General features: G+C 57.9%; 6 protein-coding genes. All 6 read left to right on the top strand.

Annotation, left to right across the window (positions count from 1 at the left end):
• The first annotated feature begins 51 nt into the window (after nt 1-51).
• From DY250_RS00300 to DY250_RS00275, 6 genes are read left to right on the top strand one after another with little or no spacing between them, the layout of a single operon-like run.
• On the top strand, nt 52-429 hold the full coding sequence (locus DY250_RS00300) for a response regulator (RefSeq protein WP_040389146.1): 378 nt from the start codon (nt 52-54) through the stop codon (nt 427-429).
• Nucleotides 430-441: 12 nt separating this feature from the next.
• Nucleotides 442-801 (top strand): response regulator, encoded by a 360-nt coding sequence (locus DY250_RS00295; RefSeq protein ID WP_006985532.1) that lies wholly within the window; start codon nt 442-444, stop codon nt 799-801.
• A complete protein-coding gene (locus DY250_RS00290) occupies nt 798-1,328 on the top strand; it encodes a chemotaxis protein CheW (RefSeq protein WP_006985531.1) in 531 nt (176 codons plus the stop codon). Before DY250_RS00295 ends, DY250_RS00290 begins: the two co-directional genes overlap by 4 nt.
• A gap of 13 nt (nt 1,329-1,341) precedes the next feature.
• Nucleotides 1,342-2,610: a methyl-accepting chemotaxis protein gene (locus DY250_RS00285; protein ID WP_115610417.1), complete on the top strand. Its 1,269-nt coding sequence runs from the start codon at nt 1,342-1,344 to the stop codon at nt 2,608-2,610.
• A 58-nt stretch (nt 2,611-2,668) separates the two neighbouring features.
• Nucleotides 2,669-13,627, top strand: a complete 10,959-nt coding sequence (locus tag DY250_RS00280; protein WP_115610416.1) for an Hpt domain-containing protein — start codon at nt 2,669-2,671, stop codon at nt 13,625-13,627.
• Nucleotides 13,627-14,076, top strand: coding sequence for a hypothetical protein (locus DY250_RS00275; protein WP_006985525.1), 450 nt, complete (start codon nt 13,627-13,629; stop codon nt 14,074-14,076). The genes DY250_RS00280 and DY250_RS00275 overlap by 1 nt, the downstream gene beginning before the upstream one ends.
• Nucleotides 14,077-14,079 lie beyond the last annotated feature (3 nt).

Here is a 14,079-nt window from a genome sequence, read left to right as displayed (position 1 = left end):
GACAATCCGTTATTCTATGTCCGATGTATTAGCGAAAATTAAGGAGTTCGCGTGTCTGATAATAAATCCGTGAAAGTGCTCGTGGTGGACGATAGTGGCACGATCCGGAAAACCGCCGAAGCCATTCTCAGCCGGGAAGGCTACACCGTAGCTACCGCCGAAGACGGTTTCAGCGCCTTGTCCAAAGTTATGTCGTTCAAGCCGGATCTGATTTTTCTCGACATCATGATGCCGCGTCTGGACGGCTATCAGGTCTGTTCCGTGATTAAAAGCAATGCCGCATTTGCAAAAACGCCGGTGCTGATGCTTTCCAGTAAAGACAGTATCTTCGATAAAGCGCGCGGGCGCATTGCTGGTTCGGAGTTTTTTATGACCAAGCCTTTTTCGCGTGATGAATTGCTAAACGCAATCCGTACGCACGTTAAATAAAGGAATTCCCCGATGGCTACGATCCTGATTGTGGATGATTCGCCGACCGAAGCAGAAGTCGTGCGGGTCATGTTGGAAAGTGAAGGTTACAGCGTGCTGTGGGCCGATACTGCTGACAAAGGCATCAAGATGGCGGAAGAGAAACGCCCCGAATTGATTCTGATGGATGTGGTAATGCCCGGTATGAGCGGATTCCAGGCAACGCGCAAATTAATGCGCAATCCAGAAACCCGTGAAATCCCCGTCATTATGCTGACCACCAAAGATCAGGAAAGTGATCGTGCCTGGGGGCTTCGTAACGGAGCGCGCGAATATTTTGTTAAACCGCCGGAAAAAGAAGCATTGCTGGCACAAATCCGGTCATTGATATGAGCAGTGAAAACGTTAAAGGCACGGAAACCACACCATTCACTATCCTCTGCGATTATGTGGAAAAAGCCGAAGCCCGCAAACAGATCGTCGATAAATATCACGATATTGGCGAAAGCTATTTGGCCTTTACCGCCGGTGATAAGAATTATCTGCTGGATATGAAAATGGTACAGGAAGTATCCACCACTATTCAGGATATTACGCCATTACCTTTTACACCGAATTGGTTGCTGGGACTGGCCGGTATTCGTGGGGAAGTTTTTTCCGTGGTGGAGTTCAAACGCTTTGTGGATCCTGCGGTGAAAAATACCAAAGGTAGAAGCGGATTTATCGTGCTGCATAATGAAGGGCAGGGCTATATTCTAAAAGTGGATGCCATTCAGGGTATTCGTTCCTGTGAAGTCTCTTCTTATCAATCCACGCGCAATTGGCTGGATGGACAGGCCGCTATGGATGGACGTCAATGGTTGCGTATCGATTTGAAGAATCTGGTGACAGACGCTTCATTCATTCAAAATGTACAATAATATCGGGTGATTTATGTTGAATTCAAGAAATAGAATAATTGCCGCTGAAGGCAATAGCGGCAACACTTTTCGTATTGCCGCACTGGCTTGTTCGGGTATCGCTGCTGCATTGGCGCTCTTTTGCCTCTTTCAAATCTATTTGGGTGATGGCGGTATGTTGGGCACCATTCTGCCCGCCATGATTGTATGCGCCGCTCTTGCCGGTTTCCTTTGGTACAAATTTGTTGATGCGCAATATTCCAAAATCCAGCACGTTTCTACTGAAGCGGAATTTCGTGCCAAGCGGGATCAGGATGCCATTTTGCGTCTGATGGACGAATTGGCGGAATTTTCCAACGGTGATTTGACCGTTGAAGCACAAGTAACGGAAGACTTTACCGGCGCTATTGCGGATTCCGTTAACTACGCGATTGAATCCATGCGCGAACTGGTCGGTACCATTAACCGTACTTCCACTCAAGTATCCAATGCCTCCAACAGTACGCGTCTGATTGCCGAACAAATGCAAAGTTCATCCACCGAGCAGGCGCAAAAAATTCATACCATCACCAAAATTATCGGCGACATGGTGCGCTCACTTGACCGCGTTGCCATCAGTACCAGTGATTCGGCAGAAATTGCCCACAATTCCGTGAGCATCGCGCGTGAAGGCGCGCAGCAGGTGCGTAATACTATCAACGGTATGAACAACATTCGCGGTAACATTCAGGAAACCCGCACTCTGATCAAGCGTTTGGGCGAAAGCTCGCAGGAAATCGGCAATATCGTCGAAATCATCAAGAGTATTGCCGACCAGACCAACATTCTTGCGCTCAACGCTGCGATTCAGGCTAACTCGGCCGGAGAAGCGGGACGCGGTTTTGCAGTTGTTGCCGACGAAGTGCAACGCCTGGCAGAGCGTTCGTCCAATGCGACGAAGCGGATTGAGGGTCTGGTCAAGACCATTCAGAACGATACCAATGCGGCGGTAGCCTCCATGGAACGTTCGACCAAAGAAGTGGTAGAAGGCGCGAATATTGCCGAAGAAGCCGGCACCGCACTCAGCAAAATCGAAGATGTTTCCACTTCTTTGGCTTCGCTTATTGAAAAAGTGTCCGATTCGACGCGCAAAGTATCCACTATGGCGGAGGGTATCGCCAGCGATATGGCGCAAATCAACCAGATGGCGGTGACAACGACAGAAAACGTAGTTAAAACATCCGATTCTATCGAGAATCTCAGTTTGCTTTCCCAAGAACTGAAAAATTCCGTTTCCGGCTTCAAACTGCCGGTCGGCTATTAACAATAACTTACGATAAATGGTTTGGGTTTTGTGCCATTAACCGGGTACAGGAGTTTTCATGGCAACTGAAATAGGCAATCAATTACTGGCGCGTGTCCGGGATGAGATGGGGCGCAATATCGCTACCATCAAACGGCAACTCATTGAATGGCTGGAACGTCCCGAATCCGGCGGTATTGAGATTTTGCGTGACAAACTTGCGGAAATCAGCGGTGGTCTGTCCCTAATGGAGCAAGGCGAAGCGGTTGCTTTGGCAGACGTCATTATTGCGGGTGTGACCGATTTAAGTCAGGGTGTAGCGCAGCATGGTGTGGATGCGGCTTTTGCCGGGCACGGAGCAGAAATTGCCGCCGGCCTCTTGGTGCTGACCGATTACATCGAGCGCCTTGATCATCTCAGCGAGCACAACCGGCAAGCGGTCATCCAGGCAACCGAAGCGGTGAAAAGTATTGCCGCTGCCGATAAAGACACGGTACATGTTGCCGCTCAACCATTTATCAGCAAAGAAACCTATCAGGCACTTGCGGCCAAGATCAATGAAGTCATCGAAACCAGCCGTAACCAGATTGAAGAACATATCCGCAATCCTGAAGCACCTTTTAATACGGCAACAATCATTGAGGCCAATAAAGACCTGATCAGTTTCTTCGCCGTCCTCGAATTAAAGACGCCGCAAGCCTTATTGCAGCAAATCAATCAGCAAATCTCAGCACAATTATCCGAGCAGCAATGGATCGATATTGCCGAAGCTATGATTCTGGTGCAGGAATCCCTGAGACTCGCCGAGCACGACGAAGCAATTGCGCAAACCGACAACTTCCGCGAAGCCGTACAAGCGCAGACGGCACACTCACGCCTGCTTGAAGTTGAAAAACTGATACACGACACCGGCAAACTGGGGCGGCGTTTTTTTGAAGCATTGCGCAAGGAAGTGCTGCATGCCGAGACGATCAGGCAAGAACAACCCTGGCGAGAGGCAACCACGCAACTGGTGCATTACAGTGCCATTACCGCTTTGGCCGGCCTGAAAGAACTTGCCGCACAACTGCAACACTTCGGCCTGCTCTGCGCTGAATTTACCCTGCAAAAAGACGAAGCGCTGGCAAAAACCTATGCACCGGTGATTGATGCGCTGGTTGCCATTGAATACCTTTTCAACGATTTGGCGGAAACCGGCAAGATTTCCCTGCATAACGTCGGCTTCCTCGCGGCAGCGGTCGGCAATATTGACAAAATTACGCCTGTCAGCGCCCAGGCGAAAAACCTTTTTGTCCAGCTTGCCAACATGGCACCACCGGATGATGGCGAAGAAGAGAGCAGTGGCGATATCGAGCAGTTCAAGGATGTGCTGGAATCGGCGCTGGATGTGCTGGACGACGACTTTTCCATGTTTGATGCGCTGGAAGATGTACAGGAAGAAACGGTTGCAGAAGAATTGCCTTCAGTTATGCCGGCCGGAGCTCCCGCAGGCGCAGGGGCGCCGGCTTCCACCACGGGTGTGACGCAACTCGGGCACAGCGACAGCGCTGCTGCCATCTCCGTCAATCAAGACACCACCAGTGTTGGTATTAATGCGCCGCTTGCCGGACAGGGTGCTGCAGCACAGGTAGGTAGTACAGAAACAGCTGCACCTGTGCCAGGCATCCCGCCAAGCGGGACAATAACGACTGTGGCGGCAGAAAGTGCCCCAAGCGAAACAGCGGCTGCGATAGAAATCGCACCAAGCGGGGCAACCGGTGCATCCGACAGTGGACAACAGGCTGCCGTTGCCGCAAGCGTTACTCTACCGGCAGTCGCCTATTTTGCCGGCAAGTCGCTGGAGGATTTGCAGGCAATGGATGTGCCAGCTGAGAAAGTCTCCTTCGTCGGCAGCCATGCTGATGCCGTTATGGATGAAGAAATCCGCGAATTCTTTAACGAAGAGCTGGCGGAAATCATCGCGACCATGAATGACGTTTATCCACAATGGCGCGAAGCCTCGGATGATGCGCGCCTGACCGGTGATATTCGCCGCGCTTTCCACACCCTGAAAGGTTCGGGGCGTACGGTGGGCTATGAATCGCTGGGCGAATTTGCCTGGCAGCATGAACAACTGCTTAACCGCGTTATTGAAAAAGATTACCCGGCGAACTCGCTGGTGCGCGACACTGTTGGCGACGCCATTTCCCTGCTCAACGTCCTGCATCAGGGCGAAGAATTTGTTGAACACAAAGGGGCGCTGTTGCAGCAGGCGCTGGTGGCTGAGCGTGTCCGCTTGTCCCTGCTCGATGCGCCGCAGAGCGAACAGGATGCACTGGACGCCCTGTCCCGCAAACTGCGCCTGTCCGACGGCGGCGCAGTCCCAAGTGGCGAAGCGGCAAGCGAGGCAGTAGCTACGACTACCCCGGCAAGCGAGACTGCAGACGACTGGGCTGTCTTTGATGATATTGCCCTCGATGCCCCGGCCAGCGACGAAGTACCAACCATCACCTTGGCAGAAGACGATTTCAGCGTCGAAAAAGAGCGTGTTTCTCCTGACGAAACCGCTAGTGTCACGGCAACACATCACGATGATGCGGGTATCGACTCCGTCCCTGCCGATGAACATACTGTGACCGCCAGCCACGATATCGCTGCTGATGCAGACCACAGCGACATGGATTTCGCCTTCGTCGAAGACGACGCGGGTCACACAGCAGCACAGACTGTTGCTGCCTCTGTCCATCACGCAGCAGCACCGCACGCCGACACCGCCGCTATTGATTTCGCCCTGAGCGATAGCCACGCGACAAGCGATATAACCTCCGCTCCTCCGGCAGAGGAGATAAAAGCCGCCGATGTCAGCGGCAGCGAAAGTTACGACAAAGCCCTGCGTACCCTGCAACGCGGTCTGCGTATGGGCGAGCCGGATGCCGATATGCAGGCGGCGCTGGCCGAAACCATCCGCCGTCAGTGGCAGCAAAGCATGATGGATGACCCGGATATGCGCGCCGCCATGACGCAAAGTCTGATTGAATCTTTCAAGGGTGACAGTGCCGGTCAGGCGCAATGGGTCTCGGACATCCTTGCCCAGGCAAATGCTGCTGGCAATGCTGCGGTGCCTGTGCAGCCCGGTCTTGTGCCGCAAATGACCGGGGCGCCGGTGCACGTCGCGCCGTCGGGTATCTCGCAAGAAGCCTACGACCGCATGCTCACCACCCTGCGCCGTGGCCTCGCCGCCGGAGCGGACGAAGACATGCAGGCGGTATTGTCCGACACCATCAGCCGTCAGTGGCTGCAACAGGGCATTGATACTGAAGGCGAAGCACGCGACGCCATCATTGGTCAGCTGAAAGCCTCGCTGCTGGAAGAAGGTGTGGCGGATGAGGCCGTGCTTGATGCCATGCTGGAAACCGTGCCGCACCGCGTACCAAGCGTCCTGCCGGAAGGCGTGCGTCAGGATTCCTACGGCATCATGATGGAAACCCTACGCACCGGCCTCAGCAATGCTTCCAGCGCCGATGTACAGGAAATGCTGGCTACCGCTATTGGCAATCAGTGGCAGAACCAGAACAGCCTGCAAGACAGCGCCATCCGTGCCGCCGTCGCCGAACAAATGGCTGCCGTCCTCGGCGGTAACGGCCAGGAAAATAGCGCCCTAGTTGAAGCCGTCCTGAACCGTGCCGCCGAGAAGGCGCGGGAAATCCCGACGGGCATCCGTCCCGACGATTACCACAATATGTTGGATACCCTGCGCAGCAACATCAGCAATGCGCAGAGTGATGAAGCGCAAGACGCACTCGCTGCCAGCATCAGCGCCCACTGGCAGGAACAAAGCCTGCAAGACGAAGCGACCCGAGACGCCGTGGCGCAACGCATCATCGCCGCACTCGGTGGCAAAACCGAAACCGACAGCGCCGCCGTTGAAGCAGTTCTGAACCGCGTCGCCGAGAAAATGGCGCAACAACAAGCCACTGCCGCACCAAGCGAGACAACAGCGGGCTTCACAGCTGCCCACGGCGCCGGCGTCCAACTCACGCCAAGCGAGATAACGGCGGACAGCGCAGGCGAACAGGCCACCAGCATCAGCCTGGCGCCAAGCGAACACCCCGCAGGCGATGCCGTGAGGGGCGTGGCCATCGAAGCCACCATCCTACCGCAGGGTGTGCGCCAAGAATCTTATGGTGCGATGCTGCAAACCCTGCAAGCGGGTATCAGCGCCGCACAAGGCGACAGCGCCGCACAAGAAGCGTTGGCTGCGAGCATCGGCGCGCAGTGGCAGGAAGCCCACACCCTGCAAGATCCGGTTGCCCGTGCCGCTGTTGCGCAGCAAATCAGTGCGGCCCTCGGTGAACAGGCCGATACGGCCACCGTCGAAGCGGTGCTGAATCGTGCTGCGGCGCAAGTAGGTGAACTGCCGCAAGGTGTCGAACAAGCTGCTTACGGCGCGATGCTGCAAACCCTGCAAGCGGGTATCAGCGCCGCGCAAGGCGATAGCGCTGCACAAGAAGCGCTTGCTGCCGGCATTGCCGCACAGTGGCAAAGTGCAGAAAGCCTGCAAGACCCGGCAGTCCGCGCCACTGTCGCGCAACAAATCAGTGCCGCACTCGGCGATAGTGCTGATACGGCCACCGTTGAGGCAGTATTGAATCGTGCCGCCGCGCAAGCCATCGGCCTGCCGCAGGGCGTTGAGCAGGCGTCGTACAGCACCATGCTGCAAACCCTGCAAGCGGGGATTGGTGCGGCGCAAGACGATGCCGTCGCCCAGGAAGCGCTGGCTGCCAGCATCGGTGCGCAGTGGCAGACCGCCGACACCCTGCATGACCCCGCAGCCCGTGCTACCGTCGCGCAACAAATCAGTGCTGCCCTCGGTGATAAAGCCGATACGGCCAGCATCGAACACATATTGGAACGCGCCGCCGTGCAAGCGGGCTTCCTCCCGCCAGGCGTCAGACAGGATGCTTACGGCAACATGCTGCAAACCCTGCAAGCGGGCATCGGTATCGCGCAAAGTGACACTGCCGCCCAAGAAATGCTGGCAGCAAGTGTCGGCGCACAGTGGCGGGAACCGCACAGCCTGCAAGACAGTGCCGCGCGCAACACCGTGGCGGCACAAATTGCCGCCGCCCTCGGCGACAAAGCCGACGTAGCCGATGTCGAAGCGGTGCTGAACCGTGCCGCCCGTCAAGCGGCGGAATTACCGCAAGGTGTGCGGCAGGAAGCCTATGGCCGTATGCTGCATAGCATGCGCTTCGGCGAAATCCACGGCGAAGGCATTGAGCAGGAAATGCTCGCTGCCGCCGTCGGCGCACAATGGGAAGAACCGTACAGCCTGCAAGACGCCACTACCCGCGCCAGCGTCGCGCAGCAACTGGCGACAGCGCTGGGTGGTATCGCCGATACCGCCGCCGTATCCGCCATCCTCGACCGAGCTGCCCATCAGGCCGCGCAACTACCGGCGGGTGTCAACCAGGACGGTTATGGTGCCATCCTGCAAGCCCTGCGCGGCCATCTTGACGCCGACGTTAGCGACGCCACAGCGCAGGAAGTGCTGGCCGCGACCATCGGCTCACAATGGCAAGACGCGCACAGCCTGCAAGACAGTGCCGCCCGCGCTACCTTCGCGCAACAAATCAGCGCCGCTTTCGATGGCGCGATGGAAGAAGCCACGGTTGCCGCCGTACTTGACCGTGCTGCCGCACAAGCGGCACAACTGCCGCAAGACGTGCACCAGTCCGCCTATGGCGCGATGCTGCAAAAACTGCACGCCGGTATCGGCGAAGCCCGCGATAATCCCGCCGCCCAAGAAGCCCTGGCTGCTGCTATTGGCGCGCGCTGGCGGGAAGAACACACCCTGCAAGATCCTGCTGCCCGAGCTGCTGTCGCGCAACAACTCACTGCCACCCTCGGCGAGGATGCCGATGCCACTACTATCAGTGCCGTCCTTGAACGTGCTGCCGCACAAGCGGGCTTCCTGCCGCAAGGCGTACGGCAAGATGCCTACGGCGACATCCTGCACACCCTGCATGCCGGCATCGGCGCAGGGCAAGACGATGCCGTCGCCTCCGAAGCCCTCGCTGCCAGCATTGGCGCGCAATGGCAAGAAGCGCATACCCTGCACGATCCCGTTGCGCGAGCCGCTGTCGCCCAGCAACTCACCGCCGCCCTCGGTGACAAAGCCGATGCCGCCAACATCGAGGCCGTCTTGAATCGTGCTGCCGCCCAAGCGGGCGAATTGCCGCAGGGCGTCAAGCAGGGTGCTTATGGCGCGATGCTGCAAACCCTGCAAGCGGGAATCGGTGCGGCCAAAGGCGATGCTGCCGCACAAGAGGCGCTCGCTGCCAGCATCAGCACGCAATGGCAGGAACAGCACAGTTTGCAAGACCCGGCCATCCGTGCCGCAATGGCGCAAAAACTCAGCGATTCCCTCGGTAGAGATGCCGAGGCCGCGACCGTTGCCGCCATTCTTGAGCGCGCCGCCGTCAAAGCAGCAGAAAATACCACCCAGCCGGAAAGCCTGCCAGCCGATAGCTACAACCATCTGCTATCCCTGCTGCGGCGCGGCCTGAAAGACGGCGACGCCGATACCCAGGCAGCGCTGGCCGCTACCCTGCAACGCCAATGGCAGAAACAAGCGTTGCCGCAAGACGCTGCTGCGGTTGATGCCGTACAGCAACAACTGGCTGCCGACGGTATTGACGGTGCACAATTGGCGCAAATCTTCGCCGCCGCCGGACTGCCCGGAAGTGGACAATCAAGCAGTGAAGTGGTGGTCAAAGCGGTGCTGTCGCAGGACAGTGCCGATGCAGCCGCCGCTGTTGATGCGCCGGTCGTCAAAGCCGCTGCAAGCGAACATATGCACGACGACTTCGTCGATATGGCTGCAGAAAACACCCCGGCTGCAGAACCAGCCGCCACCTTTGTTGATGCTGCTGCCGATGCGCATGACAACCACGCTCACATTACCGCCGATTTCCTTGATGTCGCCGCTGACAGCCACGATGCGGCAGATGCCGAAATCTACCCGGTTGCTGAAGCCGATGTCGGCGAGGTTGCAGGCGACTTCATCGATACTGCCGGAGTGCCTGGCGACGTCAAGCCTATGTCGGAAGAAGACGAACTGCCTGTGATGCTGGGCGGCATGGCTGCCACCACCATCAACACTCAGGGTAAAGGCGGCCCCGCTATCTCGGCTACACCGACTTCCGTGGTGCAAATTGCCCCGTCACGTGGTATGAGCCCTGCCGAACGTCTCAATCGTGAACTTGCCTCGCTGACACAACATCCCGGACTGGATGGTGCCGTTCAGGGTGGTAAAGCGGGCGAAGGCAGCGCGACCAACAACCGCGCCGGCTTCCTGCGTGCAGTGGATCAATTCGATACCCTTTCGCAACTCGCTGATAAAAACGAATCGCCGGAAATCATCGACGACCTGATCGATGCTGTATACGACATTGAAGACAGTATCGACAGCGAAGTCGCACCACCGTGGATTTGGCGTCTGCTTGATTCGATCGAACAACTGCTGCTCACCCACAAACAGGAAGGCACCCCGGTCAGCCTGAAGTGTGCTGCTGTCCTGCAGCAGAGCGCGCGCCTGATCGAAAACTTCGAAGAAGATGCCAACGAAGAAGATGCGATAGAGGCCATTAACGCCCTGCTCAATGCACGACGCGAAGTGGGCGGTGGCAAAAGCAGCAGCGAACCGGCTGCCCTGCCGTACAGCGGCGACCCGCTCGGCAGCGAACTGGTCGAAGATCCGAACGCCAACACCATGCTGGCGGAAACCTTCATTGACGAGGCCATGTCGCTCTTCGCTCACAGCCAGGAAGAAGCCGAACGCTGGGATGAAAACCGCGACCAGTTGAGCCGCCTTGACGCCATCCGCCGCGACATGCACACCCTGAAAGGCAGCGCGCGCATGGCGGGTTACAACGCCATCGGCGACCTCACCCACGGCGTCGAATCGCTGATTGACGGCATCGTCAGCGGCCAGGCCGAAGCAAGCAGCAAAGCAACCAGCATCCTCGTTGGCGCGATGTGGCAGGGCATGCTGATGCTTGACACCGTGCGCGACGGCTACCTGCCGCAAACTGACCCGTACATCCTCAACAACATCCACAGCTACCTCAACCAGCCGCTGCCTTATCCGGAAGTGGCCGAAGCCGCCGAACTCGCGCGGCAGGAAGCGCGCGAAGAAGCCGCTGCGGCTGCTGCCGCACAGGCTGCGCGCATCGAGGCCAAAGACCTCACTCCGGAACCGGCGGAAGAAACTCCGGTCGAAGAAGTGGCGGCCACGACCGAATTCGACGACAACATCGACCCGGTCCTGGTGGATATCTTCACCGACGAAGCCCAAGAACTGCTGCAAACCACCAGCCAGCTGCTGGAAGATGATTTCAGCAAGAGCGAAGTGGTGGAAGAACTGCAACGCACCATGCACACCCTGAAAGGTGGCGCGCGCCTGGTCGGCTTTACTGCCATCGGCGACACCGCGCACCTGATGGAATCCGTCATCGACAAAATCCCTGATCTGGCCGAAGGCAAAGTGCGTCAGGCGAAGACCCTGCTCCATTTCGGTCTCGACGCCCATTACGAAATGCTCGACAGCGTCATGCGTCACGAAATGCCGCAACCGGCGCTGGAAGTCAACGAGTCGCTGAAAGTCTTCGCCGACAGCGGTCAATACCGCGTACCGTCGCAAGGCAAAGGCGGAGCGGGAGCAGACGAAGGCACACCGGGCGAACAAGCTACGGCCGATAATGCGCCTAGCGAAACCTCAAGTGAACCAGCAGCAGCCGATAGTAGAGGTGGACAAACGCCAAGCGAAAGCACAGCGGACACGAATGCCGCCGCGAGTGATCACCGAGCAGAACAAACGCCAAGCGAGAGCGCAGCGGATACGGGCGCAATCGGCAGCGCGAAAGGCGAGGGAGCCTCCCGCAGCGAACCGGCCCATGCCGACAGCCACAGCGGTGGACACACGGACGAAGCTGCCGCTTCTGCTGCACCAGCATCCGCTACGCCTGCCCCGGCGCACAGCGACAAAGCACACGACGACAGCAAAGCCGCCGATAAAGCACCTGCAGCCCAAGCGGACAAACACGATACGCTGCCGGATCACACCCCGGACCTCGAAAAAGAACGCGGCAGCGATATCAGCAGTGTGCCGGAAGCGAAAGCCGATAAACCCGAGGCGGCGAAAGACAAAGAAAAAGACAGCAGCACCGGCAGCGACAATCTACCGCGCTACGTCCGCGTTGACGCCCAGCTGCTCGACGAAATGATCGCGATGACCGGCGAAACCGCCATCATGCGTTCACGGATGGAAAACATCATCAGCGAGGCCGAATTCAACCTCACCGAGCTGACCCGTGTTGCCACCCGTATCGCCGAACAAATGCGCCGTCTCGACAGCGAAACCGAAGCGCAGATGCTCTATCGCCGCGAACAACAGGGTGAGGACGACCTGCACTTCGACCCGCTGGAAATGGACCGCTTCTCGGAAATCCAGCAGTTGTCACGGCAGCTCTCCGAGGCCATTGACGACCTGAAAAACCTGCAAGATACCCTGAGTCAGGACAACACCACCCTGCGCAACCTTTCCATCCAGCAGGGCATCATCCAGCGCGGTATTCAGGACCACTTGCTCACCACCCAGCTGATGCGCTTCGATGTCCACGAAGCCCGTCTGCGCCGCCTGGTGCGCCAGACCGCGAAAAGCGTCGGCAAGGACGTCAACTTCATCCTTGAAGGCGGCGAAGTCGAAGTCGAACGCCGCCTGCTGGAAGACATCCTGCCCGCGCTCGAACACATGATCCGCAACTCGCTGGCGCACGGCATCGAAACACCGGAAGCGCGTCTCGCGACCGGTAAATCCGAGACCGGCACCATCAAGGTCAAAGTCGGTGTGCATGCGGCCGAACTCTCGGTGGACGTGATCGACGACGGTCAGGGCCTCAACTACGAACGTATCCGCGACAAAGCTGCCGCCAAAGGTATGCTTGACCCCGAACGCGCCGATGACGAAAGCTACCTCAGCAGCCTCATCCTGCGCTCCGGCTTCTCCACCGCCGAATCCCTCTCGCAACTGGCGGGACGCGGTGTCGGCATGGACGTGGTCAACGAAATGGTCAAACAGCGGCGCGGGCAAATCGTCGTCCGCTCCAAACGTGGCGAAGGCACCATGTTCACCCTGAACATGCCATTCTCGATGAGTATCGCCGAAGTCCTCCTGGTCGAAATCGCCGGACAAACCTTTGCTGCGCCGATGTCCTCCATCAAAGCCATCGGCCAGGTCAGCCACGATATCCTGCAACGCAGCGTGGACGGCGAAATTGTGTACCAGAACTACGAAGACAAGGATTACCGCCAGTTCGTACTCGGTGCCTACTTCAGACCTGACCAGTACACCCTCAGCGACGAAGAAGCAGGTGCCCCGGTCCTCTTCATCAACAGCGAAGACAACCCGGTCGCCTTCCATGTGGACCGTATCCTCAACCGCCTGGAAATCATCGTCAAAAACGTCAACCGGCAAGTGCTCAACATCCCGGGCATCTCCGGCGCCACCATCCTCGGTGACGGACGCGTCGTGCCGGTGCTCGAACTGCTTGACCTGTCGCGCCGCATCGCCGACCTCACCACCCTGCACGCACAGCGCGCGGCAGAAGTCGAAGTCACCGTGCCGAACATCCTCGTGGTGGACGACTCCGTCACCATGCGCAAAGTCAGCACCCGTCTGCTCGAACGCCACCACTACAACGTGGCGACCGCGAAAGACGGTCTGGATGCCATCGAAGTGCTCAACACCTTCACTCCGGATGTCATCCTGCTCGACATCGAAATGCCGCGCATGGACGGCTTCGAATTCGCCTCGCACGTCCGCCACGGCAGCAACGTGCCTGACGTGCCGATCGTGATGATCACCTCGCGCACCGGCGACAAACACCGCGAGCGGGCGGACGCTATCGGCGTGCAGGGCTACCTCGGCAAACCGTACAGCGAGGACATGCTCATACAAACCCTGGAATTCCTGCTGAAAAAAGGGGGAGATAACTAATGGAACAGCTCAGTATCACCCTCGTGCCGACGGCGCATGAAACCCTCATTCTGCCGTCGGCCATCGTTGCCCACATCTACCCCTACGCGCCGCCGTTGCTCATCGACCAGGCGAGTGAATTTGTCATCGGCGGCCTGCTTATCGGTACCGACAAACTGCCGCTGCTTGACCTGTTCACCACCGAGGCGGAAAGCAAAGAAGAAGACCGCAACAGCTTCCGCGTTGTCCTCGTCTCGGCCATCACCAGCCAATCGCCGTTCATGCAGTATGCTATCCTTGCGCACGGCCAGCCACAGATTGCCAACATCGGGGCAAACGACCTCACCTCGCTTGGCAAAGGCGGCCACCGCTATATCGCCCGCTACGTCTCATTCAGCGGCTACGATAGCGACAAACACATCATCCTTCCCAACCTGCCGGCACTGGAAGCCGAACTGACCATGAGCTGACGC

The organism is Cardiobacterium valvarum (genome assembly GCF_900460955.1).
GTDB classification, from domain to species: Bacteria; Pseudomonadota; Gammaproteobacteria; order Cardiobacteriales; family Cardiobacteriaceae; genus Cardiobacterium; species Cardiobacterium valvarum.
This window is presented reverse-complemented; position numbering and strand designations above follow the sequence as displayed.

Excerpts from the sequence above, each read along its gene's own strand:
- DY250_RS00285 (WP_115610417.1), top strand. The coding sequence starts at position 1,342 with ATGTTGAATTCAAGAAATAGAATAATTGCCGCTGAAGGCAATAGCGGC.
- DY250_RS00295 (WP_006985532.1), top strand. The coding sequence starts at position 442 with ATGGCTACGATCCTGATTGTGGATGATTCGCCGACCGAAGCAGAAGTC.
- DY250_RS00275 (WP_006985525.1), top strand. The coding sequence starts at position 13,627 with ATGGAACAGCTCAGTATCACCCTCGTGCCGACGGCGCATGAAACCCTC.
- DY250_RS00290 (WP_006985531.1), top strand. The coding sequence starts at position 798 with ATGAGCAGTGAAAACGTTAAAGGCACGGAAACCACACCATTCACTATC.
- DY250_RS00280 (WP_115610416.1), top strand. The coding sequence starts at position 2,669 with ATGGCAACTGAAATAGGCAATCAATTACTGGCGCGTGTCCGGGATGAG.